Raw genomic sequence first — 23,195 nt, 5'->3', positions numbered from 1 at the left:
TTTTAGTGGTTGGATAAATCATGACCGGGATAATTGTCTGGAAGGGGAAGAAAAAGGCACTCGGTATCCCTCCGAGTGCCACCACTAAATCCAAAGTATGAGTGTAATCCGATATCGAAGAACAATTCATTACTCTGAACCAGTGGCAAAGTTACTACTATTTCTTCCGTCCTGAAAATTTCTTGGTCGTTTTCCTTTCCGGGAACACGAAAGTTGTGTTATAGTCCCCGTCAAAGGCGACTATGGCATCAAAGTTCTTGCCCTGCTTGCTCTTGAAGCCTTTGAGCAGTTTCGTGTGTCCGTCGGTGAGCAGGTCTTTGATTTCGTCATCGGAAAGGGTGCGGTTCGCCTTCAGACGGAACACGGGCAGCCCACACTCCGCGTTATCGCAGCGTACCACCTTGCCGTAGAACTGCATCGTGCCTGTTCCGCACTTGGGACACTTGCAGCCGGAATCCCTGCGGGCGAACAGTTTGTCGCACGAGAGCAGTTCGGAGGTAATCTCCCGTGTGTACCCCTCAATCTCCTTGCGGAAAGTGTCGTCAGGCAGTTCCCCACGCTCAATACGTGCCAGCTCCTTCTCCCACTCACCTGTCATGGCGACATCGGCGATGCGCATCGTTTTCACGACCGAATAGAGGGCAAGCCCCTTTTCGGTAGGCACAAGCGACTTCTTGCTGCGCTCCATGTAACCGCGTTTGAAGAGTGTTTCGATAATGGACGCACGGGTGGCGGGCGTGCCGATGCCGCAGTCCTTCAAAGCCTGCCGCAGTGCGTCATCTTCGATTTCCTTCCCCGCCGTTTCCATTGCCGAAAGCAGGGTGGCTTCAGTATGCAGCGGCTTGGGCTTGGTCTTGCCCTCCGTGATGGAAGTGCCTTTCAGTGTCAGCGTGTCGCCTTCCTGCCAGCCGGGAATGGCTGTTTCCTCTTGGTTATTGTTCTCATCTCCGTTCTCCTTGCCATAGACGGCACGCCATCCGGCTTGTCTGATGATGCTGCCTTTTACCGTGAACTCCACTCCGGCACACTCCGCCGTGACGGTGGCGGTGTCCTTGACGCATTTTTCGGCAAAAGCCTCGATCATGCGTCCGGCTATCATGTGATAGATGGTGCTGTCCTCTTTGGAGAGGAACAGCGGTTTCTCGCCCGTAACAAGCAGGGCGTGGTGGTCTGTTACCTTGCCGCCGTCCACGCTGCGGCGTGTCGGTACGGCTTTCGGGTTCACCTTTTCTTTCCATTCGGGCAGGTTGCCGATAAAGGCAAGCTGTTTGGGAATTTCCGCAAACACATCTTCGGGGATGTAGCGGCTTCCGGTTCTTGGATAGGTGATGAGTTTCTTTTCATAGAGCTTCTGCGCGATTACAAGCGTCTGTTCCGCCGTGAAACCATGCTTGGCGTTGGCTTCCTTCTGGAGCGTGGTCAGGTCGTAAAGAAGCGGAGTATCTTCTATTTTCTCCTTTCGCTCGGCTTTCGTGACGGTGGCTGTGCCTGCCTCCTTTACCTTATTATATAGCGTCATCGCAGGTTCTTTCTCTTTCCATTTCCCGGTGGAGGAGAACTTCACCACCTCGCCATTGCCTCCGTCCGTGGCGATATGGAGTTGCCAGAAAGGTTCTACCTTGAAGCGGCGGTTCTCCCAATAGCGTGCGCACACCATCGCCAACGTGGGTGTCTGCACACGTCCGACGGAGTATGTGCCGTGTCCGGCAGCAATGGAGAGTGCCTGTGTGCCATTGATGCCCACGAGCCAGTCGGATTCGCTCCGTGCTTTGGCGGCAAGGTAGAGGTTGTCGTACCTGCTGCCTTCTTCGAGGTTGCGCAGTCCTTCACGGATAGCCTTGTCGGTAAGCGAACTTATCCAGAGGCGCAAGAAAGGCGTGGTACATCCGATATAATGGTAGAGGTAGCGGAAGATAAGTTCACCTTCGCGTCCTGCATCGGTTGCCACGATGATCTGCTCGCTTTCCTTGAAAAGACGGGCGATGATTTTTATCTGCGACACCACGCCGCTGTCGGGTTTGTAACCTTTCTCCGTCTTTACCTGACGGGGAATGAGTGTGAAGGTTTCGGGGATGACGGGGAGGTTGTCGCGGACAAAGCCGCGTATGCCGTAACCGTCGGGCATGGCAAGTTGGACGAGGTGTCCGAATGCCCATGTCACGGCGTAGCCGCCTCCCTCGAAATATCCTTCCTCTCTCTTTGCCGCGCCCACGATGCGGGCGATTTCACGTGCCACGGATGGCTTTTCTGCAATGATTGTCTTCATGCTGTCTTATTTTTTTGTGATACTTTGGATTTTACTTTGGATTTAGTGGCGGGCACGGGATGTTACATCTTCATGCCCTTGCTGTTTTTCTTCTGCGGTTTCTCCTGCCGCTGTTGCTGCTTGTCGTCCTTCGGAGCGGTCTGTCCTTTCTGCAACGGCTCTTTCACGTTCTTGGTCGCCTCGTTGGTCTTGCCCTCGTTGTTTACCGCCACCTGCGTGCGGCTCTCGTTGGCCGGGGCGACCTTCTGCGCGTTGTCGGGATTGGTGTCGTAACGGTACGGGCGTCCTTTCTCCGGGTTGAACTTGATGTACATCGTGGCGTGGAAGCCTTGTTTGTCGGTTACGTTCTCTAATTTCACCGCTTTGCCTGCCGCATAGTCGGCTTTTTGCTGGTCGGTGAAGTCCACACCGCTCCATTTGCTGATGGGGCGGATGCTGCCGTCGGCGTTTGTCCATGTATTGCGGCGTTGCTCTTTTTGGGTAGATGACGTATTTCCCGCACCCTGTGCTTGTCCTTGCATTTGTTTGGGATTGTTCTTTTCTTCAATAGTCTGGGCTGTACGAGGCGACTTGCCCGTTCCCGGCACGAACTCCACTCCGCGCTGCTCTACGTTCACTTGCAGGGTGGTGACGAATTTCCTGCCGTCGTTGCGCTCAATGAGTTTGTCGCGCACGGGCAGGCCGGCGCGGAGCATATCCTGCTCCTGCTTGGTGATTTCCGTCTTGCCGATACGCTCCGGAATACGTACCCTGTTCGCGGAGACATCGGTAATCTCGTTTGTCTTCCGGTCGATGCTGATGTAGGAAGGAATAATCTCGCCTGTTTCCTTGTCCACCAGATCCACCTTCCTGCCCATGTTGCCCGTTTCGCGCAGGTTCTTTCTGTCCTCGTCGGAGAACTTGTGTCCCTTGTATTCGTCGAGTTTCTGCTCCTTGCGGATAAAGTGCGGCACGAGGCTGATATTGCCTTCACCGTCTTTCTTGAAGGAGAGGCGGGCATCAAGGTCGAAGGATTCGCCGCCGAAATTGGGCGACACCTTTACCAAGTCGGACTTGCCGTAGTTGAGCATTTTCTGGAGGTCGCCGGACTTTTCGAGGTCGGCGCGCTTCACGCCCCATTTCTCTTCCAACTCCTGCCAGTTGATTTTGCTCTCGTCAATGGGCTGGTAGCCCCGTCTGCCCTGCGCCTGTTGCTGCGGGCTTTCCTGATTCTGTTCCTGCTTCTGTTCCATGTTTTCCTGTTTTTGGGTTTCTTTCGGTTGTTCTTCCTGTTTCTGTTCCGTTTGTTCCGGTTTTTCAGTCGTCTGTTCTTCCTTCACCTGCTTTTCGTAGCCGGAAGTGTCCACCTTGTGGGGCGCAAGCAGTTCCTTGTTGGCTTCAGGGTCTTTCAGTAAGTCCTTGATGACCTCCAGCAGATGGTCGGCCTGGTCTGCCGCGATGCGGTAGAAACCGAAGCGGCTGGGTTCCTTGCACTGCCGGTAGAAGTTCCTGAAGAAGTTGTCTAGCACATCACCGTGTCGGTCGAATTGCAGGAAACTCTGTGCGTTCTCCGCTTTCGCGGGGGTGCGCCTGGGAGAGCCGTCGGCATCCAGCCCGGCTACCACGCTGATCTCGCCCGTTTTCTCGTCGCGGACTATCAGCACATCCTTTTCTGTCTTTTTCTTTGCCATTTGAAAAATGTTTAATGGGTTATTTATTAAAGAAATTATGGATACGCGCCTTGTAGAAGGCTATATCTTCCTTGCGGAAATCCTTTACATGTTCGGAGAGGAACTTCAGCACGTCCTCTTCACTGTAATAGGTCTTTTTGCCGAGCGTCTTGTACGGCAACGCGCCGATGCTGCGGTAGCGTTGCAGGGTGCGCTTGCTAATCTGGAGCAGCATACAGAGGTCTTGGTTGTCGAACATCTTTATACTTTCCAGCGGATTCGGGGCTTTGCCGGACGGCTGCAAGGAAAGCAACAGTTCATCCTGCCGGTCGAGCCGTTCCATCAGCTTCCGCATCCAGTTCTCGAAATTGTTTCGGGTAAGCAGTTCCATACGTTATGTCCTCCTTCCTTTGGGTTTGCCGCCCGTGCGCAGCGTGTGGTTATGTTTCAGGTCTTTGGGTGTCACTGCATCCTCCATGACGGTGCAGTCCGCAAGCAGGCGGTCTATTTCCGACTGGCGGTAGCGGCATTTGCCGCGTAGCACGACATAGGCGATGCGTTGTTCGCTGCGCATACGCTGGAGGGTACGGGTACTCACGTTCAGCAGGTGCGCCGCTTCGCGGGTGGTGAGCAGCCTGTCGGCGGCTTCTTCCTTCCTTTCGCCGGAAACGGCACGCACGTGTGCCGCTATTTCGGCTATCTGTTCCATCAGGGCGGTAAAGGCGGAACTTTCCATTGTTATCACTTTCATATCCGGTTGTCTTTTGTTGTTTCTGCGGCAAAATTCGGCAATAAACAAAAGGGGCTTTAACAGCTCACTACGTGACTCACGTAAGATTTTTATTGGAAATGGCTCCGTAACCCGGACAGACGGCGAAACATGCTGCCTTTCAGTGGAAAACGGCACGGTTTAAGGACGGCCTCGTTACCTTTGCGGCAAACTCTAAATGTATTTGAATATGGAAATCGTATCTATCGAGAAAAAGACCTTCGAGATGATGCTGGCGTCATTCAACGCCCTCTCGGAGAAAGTCGCCGCCCTGAGAAGCAAGGGCGACGGCAGGAGGCTGGAAAGATGGCTCACGGGCGAGGAGGTCTGCGGGCAGTTGAGAATCAGCCCGCGCACATTACAGGCGTTACGTGACAGGAGGCTTATCGGCTATTCGCAGATAAACCGCAGGTTCTATTACAAGCCGGAGGAGGTCAAACGGCTGATTCCGCTTATCGGCACGCTTTATCCCGGCGGCAAATAAATTGATTTATTTACAATCCACTGAATCCGAAGTTATGATGAACGAGAACGATGAAATCCTCACGATGGAGGACGAGCCGATTGCCACCGTGGTGCAGAATATGCGCAAAGGTTCCAGATGGCTCTCCACGTTTTTGGAAGGCTACCGTCCGCCGCTGGATGGGGAGCGTTACCTGACGGACAAGGAAGTGGCAGACTTGCTCCGTGTGAGCCGCCGTACCTTGCAGGAGTACCGCAACAACAGGGTACTACCCTTTATCCTCTTGGCGGGCAAGGTACTTTATCCCGAATCGGGACTTCGCGAACTGTTAGAAGCAAATTACCGCAAGCCGTTGGGATAAAGAAGACAAGAAAATGAAAAAGGAAACGGACAGCCCCGATGGAGTTGCCCGTTTCCTTTTTAGTTATCTATATTTGTGTTCAACAATACCCGGCTTTGCCGTTCTGTATGAACATCACGTATGCCTGCCGCTTTTCCTTAGATAGTGCTTTGCCAACTAACCATGTACGGAACACGTGGGTGCAGTAGGTGTTCAGCCTGAAGGCAATGGGGATGATGATTTCAATTGAATAGACATCCGCGTACAGACCGTTTTCAAGTTGTATGTAACGGCATACCTCGTAATCGTTCAGCACGTCCGACTTGCGGATGGCTTTGATGGTGGCGTTCACTGTCGGGACTCCCGTGTGGAACAGTCCTGCGATTTCTCCGGCGGTCATCCAAACATCGTTACCGGTTACGCTGACCATCTTGTCCTCTATGATGATGATTCCTCGTGTCATGGCTTCTCTTTTTAGATAGTGCAACCCGCAAATTCCTCAATCGTGTTCAACTTCGCAGCAAGGTTCTCCATGTCTTGGTTGAGTTTCTCCTTGGTGATTTTCGCGTATATCTGCGTTGTCTTTATGCTCTTGTGTCCCAACATGGAACTTACCGTTTCGATGGGTACACCGTTGGAGAGGAACACCGTCGTGGCTGCCGTATGTCGGCTTTGATGCCATGTGATATGCTTGGTGATGCCGCAACGCTTGGCGACGGCACGGATTCCTTGCAGGCAGGTATTGTAATGCGGAACGGGAAATATCCTGCCGTTTTCGCACAGACCACGGTATTTGTCGATGATGTGTTTCGCTATGTCGAGCAGGCGGATATTGGACACCACGCCAGTCTTCTGGCGGTTGATGTTTATCCATTCATGTTCATCGAAATAGATGCGGATATTGTCTTCCGTCAGGTTACGCATATCTGCGAATGACAGGCCGGTGAAAGTGCAGAACAGATAGAGGTCGCGGTATAGTTCCTGCTTGGCGTTTTTCAATTTGGCGTCCATTAGCAAGTGGATCTCATCTTTTGTCAGAAAGCTGCGTGTCGTTTCCTCTTTCTTGGCTTCATACTCCCTGAACGGGTCACGTGTCAACCATTCGTTGTTGATGGCGATGAACACCATAGTCCTAAGCGGGCTGACATACTGCCACACGGTATTGGTACGGCAGTGCTTGTCCGTGCGCAGGAACATCTCGAAGTCAGAGATAAAGGCTGGAGTAAGTTCCTTCAATGCGATGTCCTTTACATGGTAACGGATGGAAAGGAACTCTTGAAGGTGTTTGTAAACGCTCTTATATTTGACAAACGAGGCTTTGGCTTTCATGCCTGCCTCTACCTGCTTGGCGTAATCCTCGTTGTGCTGCTGGAATACCTGCATCAAAGTGTGATAGCGGTGTTCCAGTCCGAGAAAAGCGTTTTTTACCTTCTCCGCCGTGACGAAGTTGTCACGTTCCATGATTTCCTGATAGTGCTTGTTGATGCGTACACGCATCTTGTCAAGCATACGGTTCGTTTCCAGTGCTGCCGTACTTCTGCCCGTGACACGTCCGCCTTTGGTGTCCCACAGCTTGGGATCGACGGTCAGTTTGCAACTGAACTGCGTCTGGCTGCCGTCCACCGTGATGCGTCCCATGACGGGAACTGTCCCGTCCTTTTTCACTACCTGACGCTTGAGGTAGTAGATAACTGAAAATGTACTCTTCATCGTCTTTAACTTTTTGGGTTCAAAATTAGTCGGTGAAGAGTTCTCCTTTGATACGCAGAACACGGAAGAACGGCGCAATCTTTTTCCGTAACCGGATTTGTTGTGTGAGTTGTCAGTAACTCACTATATCATAACGCCTTGTTTTGCCATTCATACCCATTTCGTCACCTGTTTGGCGTGGTTACGAACAAGTAACGCAGCGGTGTCTTGATTTGGCTTCGGCAAGGATTGTAATGGCTTTCGGAATAATTGGCAGATTAAATGAAACCCCTGTAAATCAAATCTATTACCATATTCTTCCGCATCTCACTTTTTTGTTATAACTTTATATGAAAAAGCTGCAAGTTGAACTTGCGAAACTTGAATAAATAGTTTCTTGACCGTTTGCATTATACCATGTAATCGAACCATTGTAAGCTACATACTTCTTATCATCTTTTTCTCTTGTTGCGGTGAGTTTTACATTGCCACTTAAGAAATTATCCAACTGGACAGCCGAGAATTTAAGGTCTTCCAAATTCCATCTAATAGAAGCCTTAGCCGGATCTACATTCAATGTCCACAAGCAAGAACTTGCGTCTGCAGAACGTGATACCAATTTACCATCATTCTCCCATTCCAAGCCTTCCGGCAATCCTTTTACAGGAGAAGAAACCGTAATTTCGGCCGTTTCACCTTTCAAGTTTACTAATGAATAAGTATATTGATCATCCAATTCTATGCTGGCTGGCGTTACAATCAAAGGTAATTTTCCACCTTGTTTTACAACTGCATCTTTCTTGATTTCTGCTAATTCCGGGAATTGTTTCAGCAATGTCTTTGCGTCTGCATTATTAGAATTCCACTCAGTCCACTCAGCTGTTTCAAATTCGACCTTAACTTGGTCAGCCGGAGCTTCCACTGTATAAGCGTCCGAAGTAGTAGGCAACAAGTAAGCAGTTCCGTCTACGTTCAGTTCGATGAAACCATCTTTTTCTACTACATAAATCTGGGTAGAGCCAGCGTATACGCCTGAGTCAACAGCCTTGTATTCGCTTGTAACTTCGTCCCATTCCCAAACAAACCAGTTGCCTGTTTCCTTGTCGATGTAAGGAGACTTGCCCGGTTCGCCAGCTTCACCGGCAGGACCTTGTTCGCCAGCTTCACCTTGCTCGCCTTGTTCACCTTGTTCGCCTTTTTCACCTTTAGCGCAAACGCCAGTGTCTACACCGTCAATGACCCAGTTGTTGGTAGTGGGGTCAAGTGTGATGACAGTACCCGGTTTTCCGTCTTCACCGTTGATACCGGTGATGTTCTGTGTGGTACCGTCGTTCATGGTTACAGTGAAACCATTTTCGATAGGAGTAACCGATGATACCCACTTGCCTTCGCCTACCAGCTTCTGCAAGGCTGCGATTGCATCCTTGTTAGAAGTGATTTGCTGTTGCAGGTTATTGATGTCATCATCATAATCCTTACAAGAGGTAAAAGTTCCTGTTGAAGCGAACAAAAGCGCTCCGAACAGCAGTGCACTTAAATACTTTTTTCTCATAACAAATTAAATTTAATTTATAAATTAAAAAACTCAAATCGTTCTAACTCAAGCCTTTACAAGTACAACTATATTCTGGAGAGCACGGGCGGAAAGCCCCGTCAGTCGCCGCGCCGGCTACAAGTGCGGAATGAGCTAATTAATTGATAAATAAAAGTTTAGATATTTACACATGCGAAGTTGACAACAAAATGTGCCGAAAATGTGCCGATTAAATAGTCGGATAGTTGAGTCGGAGAAAAAAGATATCTTATCAAAATAATTTGACAAGTATGGGTGCGCTAAAAAAGCAGGAGGCATAACAGTATTCGAATGTTTATGTCTCCTGCTATTGTCTTATAGAAAAAGATTTATCTTATTTCTTCTGCATCATGCGAACCAAACTGCCCGCACCTCCAAAAGGTAAGTAAATGTTTTCAAGACGTGTACCTCTCAGTTTTTGTGCTATCAGTATACGGGCAGTAGCATACACATCGGTAAGGACTGCTTCGATGAAACCATTAGGGAACTTATATTGATGGGTACCCTTTTGCGGATTGGTAACATATTCCAGATTACTCAAACTGTCCACTTCTAGCGAGAATCGGAAGCGTAACGCTGCTCCAACTTCCTTTGCAGGAGTAACATAACCGACATGCGCTACAATGGTCAACATGTTTTTATTAATATCAGAAAGCAACTCGAACCCCATCTGAGGAATCAATGTTTTTGATTCGTCTGCCAATATTTCGTCGTTGCGGGTAAAGCCATCTTCGGCTATTCTTTTAAGGCTTACTTTCAGTTCATTCATAAACTCGTATTAAATTTATTTATTACATGGCACAAATGTATATAAAAAAGATTGATTTCCCGAGAAATTGATGTCTTTTTTTCAAAATTCTTCACTTTCTAACAAGGCTTACCTATCATGGTGTTAAAGTTGCCCAAAGAAAAAGCTTCGATAGCACTGAAAACCTAATCTGTTTTAAAGTGGAAGATCTGGAAGACTTTCTACCGCTTGTTGTTTCTGCTGATCGATGATGTGTATATATTTTTCCGTATGCCTGGTACTGGAATGTCCAGCCAAAGAAGCTGCTGTCTTGATGCTTGCTCCCCTGGCCATAATGGAAGTAATAAAGGTATGGCGGGCACAATGGAAAGAAATATGTTTGCGCAATCCGGCACGCCTGGTCCATTCATTGATGATACGCAAGCTATATGAATGGGAAGGAAGATGAAAAATGAAATCATCGGGAGTACCTTGTGATTCCTGCAACAGTTTCATGGCATTTTCATTCAGATAGATATGCAAGACAGGCTTTTGTGAATGACCTGCAACTTTTTTTTGAACCAACATCAGATGGCGTTGTGCAAAGTCTATATTCTTATAACACAATTCTTGTATATCGCACCAACGCAATCCGCTTTGGCACGAAAACAGGAAAGCCCGTTTCACTTCCGGATTGCGACAAGGTGTGAGAGTAAGTTTTACCAGTTCTTTAGGCGACAAAATCTGTTTAGTCACATCGTTATATTGAGGCAGCCGGATGCCTTTTGCCGGATTAGAGGGCAGAAGGTTTTCTTCTACGCAATAATCCAGACACATTTTGAATTTCTTGAAGTAATTGACAGGTGTATTGCCATGCAATCTTTCTTGTAAAAAGCGAAAGAACCGTGTACAAAAGCTATGTGTAATATGGTTCACAGGCAAAGAAGCAGGATGAAACTGACGGAGGTATGAAAATGCAGCCTGTACCATACGGCTATCTTTGGGCTGATAAATATTAAGGTATCCTATCGATACAAGGAAAAAGTCGGGTAAAGGTTCGCCTGCCGTTTCATCTTCTCTAACCTGAGAGTGAAATAATGGAGGCAGTTTCGCCCAATAGTGATTGTGGAGATAATCGATTTCACGTTGTGCACGTAAAAGTTTAGCCAATTGCAATTTGGCACAATTTGCCTGACGTATTTCCTTGCTTACAGGTGCTTCTAGGGTGATGCCCAGGTTCTCTTTATAACGTTTTCCTTCAACATTACAGTCCAAATAGAGCGAAATGCGCCCATTTTTCAGTTTTCTTTTACACAATAAGATTCCCATGACTTACTGCAAGTATAAAAAAACTGTATCCTGTAGAAAGGTAATAACTTCTACAGGATACAGTCTAATTAAGAAAATGAATAGTTTTTATTCGGCAATACAAACCGTCACACGGTTTTCTTCCATAGTAGAGAACGGCTGTACGGTATCACCTTTATAATCAACGGTAATACGGTCTGCCGAAATGCCTTGCGCTTTCAATGCTTCTGCTACAGCTTCTGCACGTTCTTTTGATAACTTCTTGTTGATACGTGCATTTCCAGTATTCTTGTCAGCGTATCCGCACAATGAAACTTTTGCGTCAGTGTGTTCTTTCAGGTAAGCGGCAAGAGCACTGACTTTGCTCTGTTCTGAATTGCGGATTTCGGATGAATTGATAACAAAATAAATATTCTGTTTCATCGGTTGAACAACGACAGGTTCGGGAGCCGGTTCTTCTTTCTTTTCTTCTACTACAGGTTCTGGGGTTGGAGGAACAGGAGTCGGCTCGTAGTAAACAGGTTCTGTCTTTGTATAAGTTTTTCCGAATTTGAATGTAAATCCAGCTAAAGCATTGAACTGCCAGTCGGAATTACCTGCCTTCTTCGAATTGTATTTATCAGACATCGTGTTGGCATTCACTTCGATGTTGAAGAATACATGGTCGCTGATGCGTAAGTTCGTGCCCAAGCCGAAACGGCCTACGACATTTACTTTGCTGTCGCGCCACAGATATTCCAAGCGGTGTCCGGCATCGTTCAAGGCTACGGCTTCATCGTTGTTGAATGCTCCGTTCACACCAATACCGCCGAACAAATACGCGTTGAAGAAACGTGTCGGATTGTAACCGCAGAACAGATTACTTAAGTCAAGTGTAGCATCTACATTTCCCTGCAAATAATTATACTTGTAAATAGTTTCAGGGCTTACCCACGCACCTTTAGCTTCCCAGCCACTCAGACCGGCACGCAATCCCCATAAGGGGGTAAACTGATATCCGACATTCAGTGCAGCTGCCGGAGAAATCAGATCTCCGAATTTGGCTTCTCCTACGGTGTGTGAGGCTCCGGCCTGAACCTGCATAAACCAGTGCGGGTTAAATACGGTTTTGCCTTCTTCTTTAATCTGGCGTGTCTCTGTGTTGCCGCTTTGGGCAAACGCTGCAATCGTGCTTAATCCAAGTACGAGTGCGGTAAGGTTTCTTCTTAGTTTCATAATCTTTTTATTTTTGTGTTATACAGATATTGCTTACCGAAAGTAAAGATATAAAAAAAAAGCATAGCTTGCACTTTTTTGGGGTGCTTTTTATAAATTTAATCGTCTTTCTTTAACATAGGAAACAAACAGAAAGTTTCTTTTGTTTCATATCTGTCCGTTCTTTTTATCGAATTTATAACTATTTTCTGCCGAAATCTTTCGGATTCCTTGTTGCGATGCGATGAACCCTCCGCCTAATACCCGGTTGGCATCATAAAACACAGCAGATTGTCCCGGCGTGATAGCTGAGGCTTCGGTATTGAATTTTACCAACAGGCAACCGTTATCCAACAGGATTACCTGGCAAGGTATCGGACGACTCCGGTAACGGATACGCACAGATAAATTCGGGCAGGCAAGCAACTCGTTTAAATCGGGAGTTTCGGGCGATTCTACCAGCATGTATTCCGTCTTTAGCTGTTCAACGTTTCCCAGCATTACCGTATTTTTTTCCGGATTGATCTTCAATACATATGCAGGTTCGCCCAGTGCGATTCCTAATCCCCTACGCTGGCCGATTGTATAATAAGCAAACCCTTGGTGCTGTCCTAATTTCATTCCTTTGCTATCGACAAACCATCCTGGCCCTATCTTTTCGTCAATATCGGGACAATGCTCGCGCAGAAACTCCCGGTAATCTCTGTCGATAAAACAAATCTCCATACTTTCCCCACCACGTGCCTTAGCTTCGAATCCTTTGCCGGCAAGATAATTGCGCACTTCTTCCTTAGTCATCCCACCCAAAGGAACCAGCATACGTTTTAAAATCGATTGCGGCAACTTCCAAAGAAAATACGACTGGTCTTTCACCGGATCGTCTCCTGTAATGATGTAACGCAATCCATTCCGGTCTTCCAACCGGCAATAGTGACCTGTAGCAATCCATTGACAACCGGTACGGTCGGCCCATTCGCACAAGATGCGTTCTTTGAATAATGGATTGCAAAGCACACAAGGATTGGGCGTACGTCCTTTCATGTATTCATCTATAAAGTATTGTACGATGACTTTTCGAAATTCTTCCCGCACGTCTGCGACATGATGCTCGATACCCAAACGGGCAGCCACGTGTTGTGCTTCGATTATTTCATTGGGTTGTTCCTGATCGGGGGAAGAAAAATGTGAGGGGATGTCCCATGTGCGCATGGTAACACCTACCACTTCATATCCTTGCTCTTGCAACATGATGCAGGCAGCAGAGCTGTCTATGCCTCCGCTCATTCCCACCAATACCCGTTTGTCTTTTGTCATATTTTGTTCTTTTTTAGAAGTTAAAGGAGTTAAGGAGTTATACCCCGCTTCTCTCCGTCAGAAGCCGGAAGCGGATGTTTTTTGATTATATATGCAACGGACGTTCCAACTATTTCCACCTGTCATCGCACCTATCTGCACAGGCGTCTGCTTATAGGAACAATTCCGGTTCACGCCTTGCGCTGAAGTTTTCATGCAGGAATGCAGCAAAGGGGTTATCGTAAACACGTGCTCCGTTCGGGCAAACTTTTACGCAAGCACAACAACGGATGCAGCGATTCACATCAGTCTCGATGCTGGTACCGTCCGGACTGATACGGATAGCATGGGTAGGACATACTTCCACACATTCTCCGCATACAAAACAGTTTTCGTTACAAACCGGAGCCGAAGGTGTTCCTGTAATAAAAGGTTTATATGGAACATTTCCCTTGATATAAAACGCAGGGACCGGCAGATTTGTTCGTTCCAGCTTCGACAAACTGTCTTTGCCGAACTGCATTGCCTGGTACAAATCATCGGCATCGGGTCTGCCTGCTGCTATCGGCCGTTGCGGCGTGCTGTAGCTGTGCTCTCCGATAAAAGCACCTGCGGACAGAGGCGTAAATCCCAATTCGATAGCCATATCCCGCAATTCTACCAGTGCGTCTTCATAGGCACGGTTGCCATAAACGACGACCAATATTACCGGTGAGCCGCTGGCCTTCAGACGTTTCATGCGTTGCAAGGCGACAGGTGCCACACGTCCTTTGTAGACAGGTGTGGCAAGTATGGTCAGCGAATGATTGATTTCGATGGCAGAGACAGATTCATCCAATGTAAGGTCGGTTTCGATGCGTCTTTCCATTCCGATGCCTTCGGCAATGGCACGGGCTATTTTCTCTGTGGTATGTGTCGGCGAGAAATAAACAATGTGTGTGGTTTGAAATGTAGTCATATTGTTAATTGATTAGTTAACTTGTCACCTGAAATAATACAAAAGTAATAAAATAACTCAGATTATTCATTACCTTTGCATGAGATTCAGAAAGAAAATTATGGAAGAACAGTTCGACATACGCGATTATAAGCCTACCGGAAAGGAGCGTGATTTCGAGAACGCGCTGCGTCCGCTTCAGTTTGAAGACTTTAGCGGGCAAGATAAGGTGGTGGATAACCTGCGTATTTTTGTAAAGGCGGCACGGCTTCGTGCCGAGGCACTTGACCATGTATTGCTGCACGGCCCTCCCGGACTGGGGAAGACTACGCTGAGCAACATCATTGCCAATGAACTGGGCGTAGGGTTCCGTGTCACATCCGGTCCGGTACTGGACAAGCCCGGCGACCTGGCGGGAGTCCTGACCAGCCTGGAACCGAACGATGTATTGTTTATCGATGAAATACACCGCTTGAGTCCGGTCGTGGAAGAATACCTGTATTCGGCAATGGAAGACTACCGGATAGACATCATGATAGACAAAGGCCCGTCGGCACGCAGCATCCAGCTTGACTTAAACCCGTTCACCCTGGTAGGAGCAACGACCCGAAGCGGCTTGCTGACCGCACCGTTGCGGGCACGCTTCGGCATCAACTTGCACTTGGAATACTACGAAGACAGCACGCTGACCAAAATCATCTTGCGCTCGGCTAAGATTCTGGGGGTGCCTTGTGATACGGAAGCGGCTGGAGAGATTGCCTCGCGAAGCCGCGGAACGCCCCGTATCGCCAACGCTTTGCTCCGGCGGGTGCGTGATTTCGCGCAAGTGAAAGGCTCCGGACGCATCGACTTGAAGATTGCCCAGTTCGCATTGGAGGCATTGAACATAGACCGTTACGGCTTGGACCAGATAGACAACAAGTTGCTTTGCACCATCATCGACAAGTTCCGGGGCGGTCCTGTAGGATTGACCACCATTGCTACGGCATTGGGAGAAGACCCCGGCACGATAGAAGAAGTATACGAACCCTTTCTTATCAAGGAAGGCTTCTTGAAGCGTACACCCCGCGGACGGGAAGTGACCGAACTGGCATACCAGCATCTGGGCAGAAGCCGGTGGAATGAACAAAAAACATTATTCGATTGAGCGTGTTTGATTTCACCACAGAGGGCACAGAGTATCACAGAGGAAATAAAATATCTCTCCGTGTCCTCTGTGGTGAATATAAAACGAGCGCAGATTATAAACTAATTGACATCTATGGCTGGACTGAAATCATTGGCTAAAGATACGGCAATCTACGGACTGAGCAGCATTGTCGGACGGTTTTTGAATTATTTGCTGGTGCCTCTCTATACGGCGGTCATCCCGGCTGTATCGGGCGGTTATGGCGTAGTGTCGAACGTATATGCCTATACGGCACTGATATTGGTATTGCTGACTTTCGGCATGGAAACAGGGTTCTTCCGCTTTGCCAACAAGACCGATGCCGACCCGAAACATGTGTATGCCAATGCGCTGTTGTTTGTGGGCGGATTATCCCTGTTGTTTGTCGCGCTTTGCCTTGCGTTCATCCATCCGTTATCTGCCTTTCTGGAATACCCCGACCATCCTGACTATATCGCCATGATGGTGATTGTAGTGGCACTCGATTCGTTCCAGTGCATCCCTTTCGCCTATTTGCGCTATCAGAAGAAACCGATGAAGTTTGCTGCCATCAAGTTGTTCAACATCATCGGGAATATCGTGCTGAACCTTTTCTTCCTCTTGTTGTGCCCCTATATATATAAGGTGTCGCCCGAAACAATCAGCTGGTTCTACCGCCCCGATTATCTGGTGGGTTACATTTTCGTATCCAACCTTATCATGTCGGCGGTGCAGATGTTCTTCTTTATCCCCGAACTCAGAGGCTTTTCCTATCGGTTGGACCGCCCGTTGATGAAGCAAATGGTGAGTTATTCATTCCCTATCCTGATATTCGGGTTAGTAGGTATTTTAAACCAAACGGTAGACAAGATGATTTATCCATTTTTGTTCGATGACCGGCAAGAAGGTTTGGTGCAGCTGGGCATCTATAGTGCGACAAGTAAGGTGGCGATGGTCATGGCGATGTTTACACAAGCCTTCCGCTATGCTTACGAGCCTTTTGTCTTTGGCAAGAACAAGGAAGGAGATAACCGGGAAATGTACGCCAAGGCAATGAAATACTTCTTTATCTTCTCGCTTCTGGCTTTTCTTGCGGTAATGTTCTACATGGACATTTTGCGCTATCTCATTGCACCCGACTATTGGGAAGGACTGGGTGTCGTGGCAATTGTGATGGGAGCGGAAATCTTGAAAGGCATTTATTTCAACCTATCGTTCTGGTACAAGTTGACCGATGAGACAAAGTGGGGGGCTTATTTCTCCATCATCGGTTGTGCCGTTATCCTGATATTAAACATCTGGCTGGTTCCGCGATACGGCTATGTGGCTTCCGCCTGGGCTTCGGTAGCCGGATACGGGCTTATCACCCTGCTTTCCTATGTGATAGGACAGAAGAAATACCCCGTAGTTTATCCGTTGAAAGACATGACGGTTTATCTGGTTTTTGCCGCTGTATTGTACATTATTGCGCGGGAAATGACAATTACAAACATTATCTGGCGACTGGTGTTTCATACCCTTTTGTTGTTGTGCTTTGCGGGTTATATCGTAAAAAAAGACTTGTTGAAGGGATTGAGAATAAAAAAATTAAGATAAGCAGTTATTTCTTCCTGTTTTTACCCAACCGTCATCAGGCTATATCTGTACGGTATAGATTTGTGCATGCTGTGTTATAAGCATCAACAGATAGCGGGCTATCTGACGAAGAACAGAAACGGAAAGAATCCAAAGAATCGCCCAAAGCACACACGAAAACGAATCTCAAGACGAGAAAAACTTTTTGGAGAAATTCAAAACAGTTTCCAACTTCTTAAATCAAATAAATCCTAACGAATAAAGGATGTACTGTTGAGCACATCCTTTATTCGTTAGGATTTGTTATCAAGTTATTTCCGTTTCTTTTTCTTTTTTACCCACTCAGGCATTCCGCTAAAGTCTACATCCGAGAATCCGTCTTCTTGGAAAAACTGACGCCAGTCGTCTTCCTGTTTCGGTGCTCGTGCAGTCCGCTCCCCGCTACGGTCGGCTTTTACTTTTTTTGTTTCCTTGGAGTGTTTCTTTCCACTCTTATCGCTTTTGCCTTCGTTTTCTTCTGCCACTTCTACTACGACTTTGCGTCCGTTGTAAGTCGTCTTGTTCAAGGCTCTTACCACTTTCGGTGCTTGTGCCTCAATCACTTCGAAGAACGAGAAATTCTGCATCAGGTCGATGCGTCCTACTTCGATACGCTCTTTCTTTAGGTTACGGTTGATGAGTTCGATAACCTGATTGGGAAAGAAACCGTCGGTCTTGCCTAAGTTGATGAACAAGCGCGTATAACCCTTTTCGGCTTTGCGCGAACGCTCTCTGCGCTCCGGACGTTCTCCTTTTTTCTTCTCTTTCTTGTCTTTTCCTTTTTCGTTGGCACTGGGCTGGTCTATTTCCGGTGCATTCTTGTAATAGTCCAGGAAGCGGTTGAACTCCATCGAAACAACGCGTTTGATAAGGTCTTCCTTGCTCAGCCATTCCAGTTTGCGGTAGATGCCCGGCAAGAATGCTTCGATTTCTTCTTCGTCCACCTTTACCTTTTCGATATCGTCTACCAGCTTAATCAGCTGCTGTTCGCAGATGGCTTGTCCCGTAGGCAAGGTCTCAACACTGAACTTCTTGTTCAGGATGCGTTCTATCTGCTTCATCTTACCTTTTTCGCGCAGGTTCATGATGGCGATAGAGATACCTGTCTTGCCGGCACGTCCCGTACGTCCGCTTCGGTGGGTATAGCTTTCCACATCATCGGGCAAGCCATAGTTGATGACGTGGGTCAGGTCGTTCACGTCCAGTCCGCGGGCAGCCACATCCGTAGCAACCAGCAATTGCAAATGACGCTGGCGGAACTTCTGCATCACCAGGTCACGTTGCGCCTGGCTCAGTTCACCGTGCAACGAGTCGGCGTTATAGCCGTCTTGTATCAGCTTGTCGGCAATCTCCTGCGTTTCCAACCGGGTACGGCAGAAGATAATGCCGTAAATCATCGGATAGAAGTCTACCACACGTTTCAGGGCAAGGTATTTGTCTTTGGCATGCACGATGTAAGCCACGTGATGCACGTTCTTCGTACCTTCGTTCTTCGTGCCGATGGTGATTTCCTTTGCGTCACGCAGGTAGGTCTTGGCAATGCGTGAGATTTCCGGACTCATCGTAGCCGAGAACATCAAGGTATTGCGGTCTTCGGGCACCTTTTCCAAGATAGCGTTGATGCTGTCGGTAAAGCCCATGTTCAACATTTCGTCGGCTTCATCCATCACTACGTCACGGATGGTTTCCAGTTTCGCCACTTTACGTTCTATCAGGTCAATAAGACGTCCCGGAGTGGCAACAATGATATGTACGCCTTTCTTCAGGCTCTTGATTTGGCTCTCGATAGACGAACCTCCGTAAACGGGTATTATCTTCAGGTCGGTGATATACTTCGAATAGTCATTCAGGTCACCTGCTATCTGCAGGCAGAGTTCGCGTGTAGGGCAGAGTATCAATGCCTGAGGCACGCGGTTGCTAACGTCAATTTTCTGTATCAGCGGCAAACCAAATGCGGCTGTCTTTCCGGTTCCGGTCTGTGCCAGAGCCACTACATCGTTCCCGTTTCCCAACAGGTAAGGGATTACTTCTTCTTGTACGGGCATCGGGTTCTCGTAACCCATTTCTTCAATCGCTTTGCGTATTTCGGGAGCTACGCCAAGTTCTTCAAATGTCTTCATTTATCTATAACTGTCTAATTCGGCTGCAAAGATACAGAGAATTAACGATATATACGTATGTTTGCCCGTTTTTTTGCTGACAAAAAGGAAGGAAAGTGTCTTGCTGTTGCTATTTCACCACAGAGGGATACAGAGGCACACAGGGTTTTCATTTTTTATTCCTCCGTGATACTCTGTGACCTCTGTGGTGAATATCGGTTATTCTTCCGATTGGTATTCCAGTATGTCGCCGGGCTGGCAATTCAGTTCCTTGCAGATGGCTTCCAGCGTAGAGAAGCGCACCGCTTTGGCTTTTCCTGTCTTCAGGATAGAAAGGTTTGCCGGTGTCAGGTCAATCCGTTCGGCAAGCTCTCCCAGCGAAATCTTCCGTTTCGCCATCATCACATCAAGATTTACTATTATCGGCATAGGCATTATTATTTATTTTCCAGTTTCTTCCACCATTTGGTATAACGGCGGGTCAGTTTGTAATAGATAGCAACCACAAGATAAACCCAAGCCACATTCATGAGCGGAAGCCAAGTCTGCTTGGGCACCAATGGGACTATCACTAAAAAATAGATGAGTTCGCCTACAATCATCGAGGCGATAAGGCACAGGAAGATGTAAAATCCTGCCATTACTCGGGTATAGTTGCTTTTCGGTTTCATAAGCATAATGAGTTTAAACGGTAAGGTCTTGTTCCTCTTGCATGCGGATGCCTATCTTGAACATCAGCGAGACAAGGACGATGAACAATCCGATGATGATGAGCAACAGGCTGGTATCGGTCGGCATCTCAAGGGGAGAACAGTTGATAATAGCATTGATAAGCGCGCCGGAAATAACGGTCGAGCCGCCAATGGCAAGCAGAATGCGTTGGTTGGCTGAAGTAAAGACCAATCCGTTCCGCACGTTGCGTGCCAGAAAGTAGGTCAGAACGGCGATGAAGAACATCGCGTATGCCTTTATGCCTTGCACCAAGGCAAACCAGATGAATGTTTCACTTGCGTCTTTGCCCAACTCGTAGCAGATTGGGAAAATGTTCGATACGCCAAAGCATGTTGCGCTAAATACAGAAAGCACCATCAGCGCTTCGCAATATTGCACCAATTGTTTATCGGGTTTTGTTTTCATAAGCGGTCCGTTTTTTAGATGGTTAAATCATTCTCTTCTTTCAGCCTTAACCCGATTGCAAAAATCTCGGCGAACAGCAGGGAGGTGAAGCCGATGAGCAATGTCGGGTCTGAAAACTGGAAAGCAATGGAAAAGTCACAATCCTTCAAACTTATCACTTGAGAGACTAAATGATTGTTGATGGCGAACGTCACCAACGAGCAACAGAAGCAGAGGATAAGCGAGAGGCCCAGCCGGCGCAGGCGTTTCACATTCGCCCAATCGAAAATGATGTTGCGGTGGATGTTCCGAATCATTTTGACAAATTGGACAATGGCATAAATGCAACATATCATTACCATCCAGTCCAGCAATGAAAGGAATATGGAATCGGTAGCATCCACTTTCTCGTTCGGAACTCCTATCATGCTGATAAAAGGAAGAATAGACACGGTGGAACCGTCTTTCTCATTGATAGCCGTAGCGGTTTCGTTGGTGATGACATCGGTCGGCATCGTGCCAATCATTTTGTAAGTCACGTCAAGCTTTTCCACTCCCGCCGCTCCTTGTTCGTAAGCGTCAATCCCTGCTTTGAAACCATAATAGAATGTGCTGAACAAGAAGGACATGGAGACAAGAACGGCGAGCACAATTCCCAAGCAGATGAGGTTTAGTCTTTTTTTCATAAGGCGTAATAATTTGCAATGTGTAATTAAATGGTTAAATCCTGTTCTTCCTTAATCTTTACCGCTACGGCATAGACCTCTGCCAGTAAGACGATGACAAAGAAGGAACTGAAATCGTAAACGGTATGTTCGATGCCGATGACCTGATAGCCCGGAATACGGAGCTGGCTTACCACATCGCGCTCCAACAACCATTCGAAGAGCATCAATCCCAGGTAAACTCCGGCATTGACGTAGGCGAACCAGCGTATCCAGTATACGTTACGACGGGAAAAAATATCACGTTTCGCCACACGTACCAGCAAGCGGATCAGGCAATAAATGGAATAGATGCCGATAAGGGCAACAAAGAAAGAGCCGAAGGTAAGAGCTATCGCAATGAACCAGCTGGGGCGCACTTCACATTTTACTTCGGCAATACTATAGGGCACGGTCTTTGTCCCATCCGCAAGTTGCAAGGTGGCTTCACCCTCCATTCCTTCGGGAATGACTTTGGCTTTTACGGGAAGAAGGAAAGAATGGACATAACTTGCACCACTTTCCGCTTGTTGTGCTCCGGTTTCACGTCCGGCATTAAAGCTTTCTATTGCATCTCCGCCAGACATCTGTAAAACGAACTCTGCGCAAAGGGCGATAATGGTGATGATTCCTAAAAGGCTGATGTATTTCATAAGATATACTATTTAATGCTGTTCAAATTCCCGTTATAGCCTATTTACATGCCTCCGCAAACGAATATATCTGCGTTTGCCATTGAATATATCTTCTATGGAAGTTTCAGTAGTACTGAAACTGGCGATGAAGTATATATTACTTTTCAAGGCAAGCAAACAGGCCGAACGGAAGTGTTTATTTATATGGTTAAATCGTTCTCTTCTTTGATGCGTACCGCTTGGGCGAAAATCTCGGTCAAGAGGGCTATCACCAACATGAAAGTCCACGAATATTTCAAGTGGAAATCATCGAACACATACCCGGAAGATACCAGCTCGCTGGTGGCAATCCGATAAAGGATATAGTTCTGAAGTTCGTACAAGGCAGAGAATGCCATTATCGGATAAATGAAGAAACGCAGGCGGCGTATGTTCTTCCGAATCAATATTTCTCCCCGGCTCACCGATATCAACAAGCGTATCAGACAATAAACTCCATAAAAGACGAGCAATATAACAGGTAGAATCACAAATCCCATGGCATGTACCCATGAATTATGCTTCACGTAGGTGTTCACCCCATTCACTTCGCAGGGCACATTGGCTTGCATAGCCCGGTTGAACAGGCTATCGGGAACCCCGTCTTTATATCCTTCTACCGATAAAGACACCGAATTAAAGTCGGCAGGCAAGACCAGTTGGGAATCGGTTTCGGCATCATTCCACCCGTCTATAAATCCGGGAATGGCATCTTTAAGAGCACCTCCTATCAGCGCCAATATCACGATAATTCCTAAAATGCGTACGGTTTTCATAAGCGTGATGAATTAGGCTTGTTCTTTATTCTCTGATGCAATCACTTCTTCTGCCGGAGCGGGCGTTTCTTTCCATGCTATCTGATTCGGAATCAGGCGGGTCTTGATGTACCAGATGCTCCATACGGTCAAGACTACACCCACGAGGGCAAGGCAAATGGCTCCGGCGGTGCCCAAGGCTTCGGTCATGGTCTCGTCTTTCCCTCCCGACAGGTGGAAGAGCAATACTGAGGTACCGTTATTGATAAAGTGCATCAGTATACAGGGCAACAGGCTTCCGGTGCGGTAATATACCCAGCCCAGTACCAATCCCAGGATGGAAGCGAAAAACATTTGCACGGGATTGCCATGTACGATACCGAAGATAAGGGCAGACACCAGAATCGCCCAGGCGGGATTCTTCCATTTGCGTAACAAGTGGCCTTGCATTCCTCCGCGGAACAAAAGTTCTTCCACAATGGGAGCCATTACGACGATGGAGATAACGCCCAACGGGTTGTACATCATTTTATTGAATAGGTCTTCCATGACATTGGGCAATTCGGTCAGCTCGGTCAAATAATTTGTCCAAAGTCCCATGCCTACACTAAGTACAACGGAGGCAAGCAGCACCTTAGCCGTGTTCGGGAAATCAAAACTTAAATCTTTGCGGGTCACATACTTCCAAGCCAACAGATGAATACCTAAAGCTAATGTAGCAAACAGCTGCACCCACATCGAGAGGTTAAAGTAAACAGGACCACTTTGCGGCATATCGGAAGTATGATTAACAAATCCATAGACCCCGAACACAACGCCCATAAAAACCAAGTTGTATAAGAAATAATAAATAACCAGTTTAATAACGCGTCCCATAG

General features: G+C 47.5%; 24 protein-coding genes. 4 read left to right on the top strand and 20 right to left on the bottom strand.

Features of this window, described 5'->3' with window-relative positions:
- Positions 1–157: 157 nt before the first annotated feature.
- The 4 genes from topB to H9625_RS03415 form a co-directional block, all read right to left on the bottom strand.
- The gene (gene topB / locus H9625_RS03430; protein WP_191763011.1) at positions 158–2,266 is read right to left on the bottom strand and encodes a type IA DNA topoisomerase; all 2,109 of its coding nucleotides are present in this window, start codon (positions 2,264–2,266) and stop codon (positions 158–160) included.
- A 62-nt stretch (positions 2,267–2,328) separates the two neighbouring features.
- On the bottom strand, positions 2,329–3,936 hold the full coding sequence (locus H9625_RS03425; RefSeq protein WP_151878028.1) for a DUF4099 domain-containing protein: 1,608 nt from the start codon (positions 3,934–3,936) through the stop codon (positions 2,329–2,331).
- Between the two features lie 19 nt (positions 3,937–3,955).
- The gene (locus tag H9625_RS03420; protein ID WP_151878027.1) at positions 3,956–4,306 is read right to left on the bottom strand and encodes a helix-turn-helix domain-containing protein; all 351 of its coding nucleotides are present in this window, start codon (positions 4,304–4,306) and stop codon (positions 3,956–3,958) included.
- A gap of 3 nt (positions 4,307–4,309) precedes the next feature.
- Entirely contained in the window at positions 4,310–4,666 is a 357-nt protein-coding gene (locus H9625_RS03415; protein WP_191763010.1) for a helix-turn-helix domain-containing protein, read from the bottom strand.
- Between the two features lie 208 nt (positions 4,667–4,874).
- Here H9625_RS03415 and H9625_RS03410 point away from each other — a divergent pair, with 208 nt between their 5' ends.
- The gene (locus H9625_RS03410) at positions 4,875–5,168 is read left to right on the top strand and encodes a helix-turn-helix domain-containing protein (protein ID WP_151878064.1); all 294 of its coding nucleotides are present in this window, start codon (positions 4,875–4,877) and stop codon (positions 5,166–5,168) included.
- 34 nt (positions 5,169–5,202) lie between these two features.
- On the top strand, positions 5,203–5,508 hold the full coding sequence (locus H9625_RS03405) for a helix-turn-helix domain-containing protein (protein ID WP_151878025.1): 306 nt from the start codon (positions 5,203–5,205) through the stop codon (positions 5,506–5,508).
- A 79-nt stretch (positions 5,509–5,587) separates the two neighbouring features.
- Here the strand turns inward: H9625_RS03405 and H9625_RS03400 are convergent, their stop codons facing one another.
- The 8 genes from H9625_RS03400 to H9625_RS03365 form a co-directional block, all read right to left on the bottom strand.
- The gene (locus H9625_RS03400) at positions 5,588–5,950 is read right to left on the bottom strand and encodes a RhuM protein (RefSeq protein WP_151878024.1); all 363 of its coding nucleotides are present in this window, start codon (positions 5,948–5,950) and stop codon (positions 5,588–5,590) included.
- A gap of 11 nt (positions 5,951–5,961) precedes the next feature.
- Positions 5,962–7,197: a site-specific integrase gene (locus H9625_RS03395; RefSeq protein ID WP_151878023.1), complete on the bottom strand. Its 1,236-nt coding sequence runs from the start codon at positions 7,195–7,197 to the stop codon at positions 5,962–5,964.
- Between the two features lie 325 nt (positions 7,198–7,522).
- On the bottom strand, positions 7,523–8,728 hold the full coding sequence (locus tag H9625_RS03390) for a PL29 family lyase N-terminal domain-containing protein (protein WP_191763009.1): 1,206 nt from the start codon (positions 8,726–8,728) through the stop codon (positions 7,523–7,525).
- Positions 8,729–9,083: 355 nt separating this feature from the next.
- Positions 9,084–9,518, bottom strand: coding sequence for a hypothetical protein (locus H9625_RS03385; RefSeq protein ID WP_087211935.1), 435 nt, complete (start codon positions 9,516–9,518; stop codon positions 9,084–9,086).
- Between the two features lie 174 nt (positions 9,519–9,692).
- Positions 9,693–10,805 carry a site-specific integrase gene (locus H9625_RS03380; protein WP_087249023.1) on the bottom strand — a complete coding sequence of 371 codons (1,113 nt, stop codon included), beginning with the start codon at positions 10,803–10,805 and terminating at the stop codon, positions 9,693–9,695.
- A gap of 87 nt (positions 10,806–10,892) precedes the next feature.
- Positions 10,893–11,999, bottom strand: a complete 1,107-nt coding sequence (locus tag H9625_RS03375; protein WP_087249024.1) for an OmpA family protein — start codon at positions 11,997–11,999, stop codon at positions 10,893–10,895.
- A 147-nt stretch (positions 12,000–12,146) separates the two neighbouring features.
- Positions 12,147–13,292: a tRNA 2-thiouridine(34) synthase MnmA gene (mnmA, locus tag H9625_RS03370; protein WP_191763008.1), complete on the bottom strand. Its 1,146-nt coding sequence runs from the start codon at positions 13,290–13,292 to the stop codon at positions 12,147–12,149.
- Between the two features lie 151 nt (positions 13,293–13,443).
- A complete protein-coding gene (locus tag H9625_RS03365) occupies positions 13,444–14,229 on the bottom strand; it encodes a 4Fe-4S binding protein (RefSeq protein ID WP_191763007.1) in 786 nt (261 codons plus the stop codon).
- Between the two features lie 100 nt (positions 14,230–14,329).
- Here H9625_RS03365 and ruvB point away from each other — a divergent pair, with 100 nt between their 5' ends.
- Both ruvB and H9625_RS03355 read left to right on the top strand, forming a co-directional pair.
- Positions 14,330–15,355: a Holliday junction branch migration DNA helicase RuvB gene (gene ruvB, locus H9625_RS03360; protein ID WP_022040144.1), complete on the top strand. Its 1,026-nt coding sequence runs from the start codon at positions 14,330–14,332 to the stop codon at positions 15,353–15,355.
- Between the two features lie 114 nt (positions 15,356–15,469).
- Positions 15,470–16,951, top strand: a complete 1,482-nt coding sequence (locus tag H9625_RS03355; protein ID WP_191763006.1) for an oligosaccharide flippase family protein — start codon at positions 15,470–15,472, stop codon at positions 16,949–16,951.
- 290 nt (positions 16,952–17,241) lie between these two features.
- Here the strand turns inward: H9625_RS03355 and H9625_RS03350 are convergent, their stop codons facing one another.
- From H9625_RS03350 to H9625_RS03315, 8 genes are all read right to left on the bottom strand, one after another.
- Complete coding sequence (locus tag H9625_RS03350) at positions 17,242–19,089, bottom strand: DEAD/DEAH box helicase (protein WP_191763005.1); 1,848 nt, start codon at positions 19,087–19,089, stop codon at positions 17,242–17,244.
- A 198-nt stretch (positions 19,090–19,287) separates the two neighbouring features.
- Entirely contained in the window at positions 19,288–19,497 is a 210-nt protein-coding gene (locus H9625_RS03345; protein WP_191763004.1) for a helix-turn-helix domain-containing protein, read from the bottom strand.
- Between the two features lie 8 nt (positions 19,498–19,505).
- Entirely contained in the window at positions 19,506–19,739 is a 234-nt protein-coding gene (locus H9625_RS03340; RefSeq protein WP_191763003.1) for a hypothetical protein, read from the bottom strand.
- 13 nt (positions 19,740–19,752) lie between these two features.
- Complete coding sequence (locus H9625_RS03335; RefSeq protein ID WP_191763002.1) at positions 19,753–20,205, bottom strand: DUF2975 domain-containing protein; 453 nt, start codon at positions 20,203–20,205, stop codon at positions 19,753–19,755.
- Between the two features lie 14 nt (positions 20,206–20,219).
- Entirely contained in the window at positions 20,220–20,870 is a 651-nt protein-coding gene (locus H9625_RS03330) for a DUF2975 domain-containing protein (protein ID WP_191763001.1), read from the bottom strand.
- A gap of 26 nt (positions 20,871–20,896) precedes the next feature.
- Entirely contained in the window at positions 20,897–21,541 is a 645-nt protein-coding gene (locus H9625_RS03325; protein ID WP_191763000.1) for a DUF2975 domain-containing protein, read from the bottom strand.
- 182 nt (positions 21,542–21,723) lie between these two features.
- Positions 21,724–22,338, bottom strand: coding sequence for a DUF2975 domain-containing protein (locus H9625_RS03320; protein ID WP_191762999.1), 615 nt, complete (start codon positions 22,336–22,338; stop codon positions 21,724–21,726).
- A gap of 12 nt (positions 22,339–22,350) precedes the next feature.
- Complete coding sequence (locus H9625_RS03315) at positions 22,351–23,193, bottom strand: CPBP family intramembrane glutamic endopeptidase (protein WP_191762998.1); 843 nt, start codon at positions 23,191–23,193, stop codon at positions 22,351–22,353.
- Between the last annotated feature and the right edge of the window lie 2 nt (positions 23,194–23,195).

The organism is Phocaeicola intestinalis, from assembly GCF_014837065.1.
Taxonomy (GTDB): domain Bacteria; phylum Bacteroidota; class Bacteroidia; order Bacteroidales; family Bacteroidaceae; genus Phocaeicola; species Phocaeicola intestinalis.
This window is presented reverse-complemented; position numbering and strand designations above follow the sequence as displayed.

Bases quoted from the DNA above. Each gene is read 5' to 3' on its own strand.
- H9625_RS03385 (WP_087211935.1), bottom strand. From the start codon at position 9,518: ATGAATGAACTGAAAGTAAGCCTTAAAAGAATAGCCGAAGATGGCTTT.
- H9625_RS03365 (WP_191763007.1), bottom strand. From the start codon at position 14,229: ATGACTACATTTCAAACCACACACATTGTTTATTTCTCGCCGACACAT.
- H9625_RS03405 (WP_151878025.1), top strand. From the start codon at position 5,203: ATGATGAACGAGAACGATGAAATCCTCACGATGGAGGACGAGCCGATT.
- H9625_RS03355 (WP_191763006.1), top strand. From the start codon at position 15,470: ATGGCTGGACTGAAATCATTGGCTAAAGATACGGCAATCTACGGACTG.
- H9625_RS03400 (WP_151878024.1), bottom strand. From the start codon at position 5,950: ATGACACGAGGAATCATCATCATAGAGGACAAGATGGTCAGCGTAACC.
- H9625_RS03425 (WP_151878028.1), bottom strand. From the start codon at position 3,936: ATGGCAAAGAAAAAGACAGAAAAGGATGTGCTGATAGTCCGCGACGAG.
- H9625_RS03350 (WP_191763005.1), bottom strand. From the start codon at position 19,089: ATGAAGACATTTGAAGAACTTGGCGTAGCTCCCGAAATACGCAAAGCG.
- H9625_RS03390 (WP_191763009.1), bottom strand. From the start codon at position 8,728: ATGAGAAAAAAGTATTTAAGTGCACTGCTGTTCGGAGCGCTTTTGTTC.
- H9625_RS03320 (WP_191762999.1), bottom strand. From the start codon at position 22,338: ATGAAAACCGTACGCATTTTAGGAATTATCGTGATATTGGCGCTGATA.
- H9625_RS03335 (WP_191763002.1), bottom strand. From the start codon at position 20,205: ATGAAAACAAAACCCGATAAACAATTGGTGCAATATTGCGAAGCGCTG.
- H9625_RS03330 (WP_191763001.1), bottom strand. From the start codon at position 20,870: ATGAAAAAAAGACTAAACCTCATCTGCTTGGGAATTGTGCTCGCCGTT.
- H9625_RS03395 (WP_151878023.1), bottom strand. From the start codon at position 7,197: ATGAAGAGTACATTTTCAGTTATCTACTACCTCAAGCGTCAGGTAGTG.
- H9625_RS03325 (WP_191763000.1), bottom strand. From the start codon at position 21,541: ATGAAATACATCAGCCTTTTAGGAATCATCACCATTATCGCCCTTTGC.
- mnmA (WP_191763008.1), bottom strand. From the start codon at position 13,292: ATGACAAAAGACAAACGGGTATTGGTGGGAATGAGCGGAGGCATAGAC.
- topB (WP_191763011.1), bottom strand. From the start codon at position 2,266: ATGAAGACAATCATTGCAGAAAAGCCATCCGTGGCACGTGAAATCGCC.
- H9625_RS03375 (WP_087249024.1), bottom strand. From the start codon at position 11,999: ATGAAACTAAGAAGAAACCTTACCGCACTCGTACTTGGATTAAGCACG.
- H9625_RS03415 (WP_191763010.1), bottom strand. From the start codon at position 4,666: ATGAAAGTGATAACAATGGAAAGTTCCGCCTTTACCGCCCTGATGGAA.
- H9625_RS03345 (WP_191763004.1), bottom strand. From the start codon at position 19,497: ATGCCGATAATAGTAAATCTTGATGTGATGATGGCGAAACGGAAGATT.
- ruvB (WP_022040144.1), top strand. From the start codon at position 14,330: ATGGAAGAACAGTTCGACATACGCGATTATAAGCCTACCGGAAAGGAG.
- H9625_RS03420 (WP_151878027.1), bottom strand. From the start codon at position 4,306: ATGGAACTGCTTACCCGAAACAATTTCGAGAACTGGATGCGGAAGCTG.
- H9625_RS03315 (WP_191762998.1), bottom strand. From the start codon at position 23,193: ATGGGACGCGTTATTAAACTGGTTATTTATTATTTCTTATACAACTTG.
- H9625_RS03340 (WP_191763003.1), bottom strand. From the start codon at position 19,739: ATGAAACCGAAAAGCAACTATACCCGAGTAATGGCAGGATTTTACATC.
- H9625_RS03410 (WP_151878064.1), top strand. From the start codon at position 4,875: ATGGAAATCGTATCTATCGAGAAAAAGACCTTCGAGATGATGCTGGCG.
- H9625_RS03380 (WP_087249023.1), bottom strand. From the start codon at position 10,805: ATGGGAATCTTATTGTGTAAAAGAAAACTGAAAAATGGGCGCATTTCG.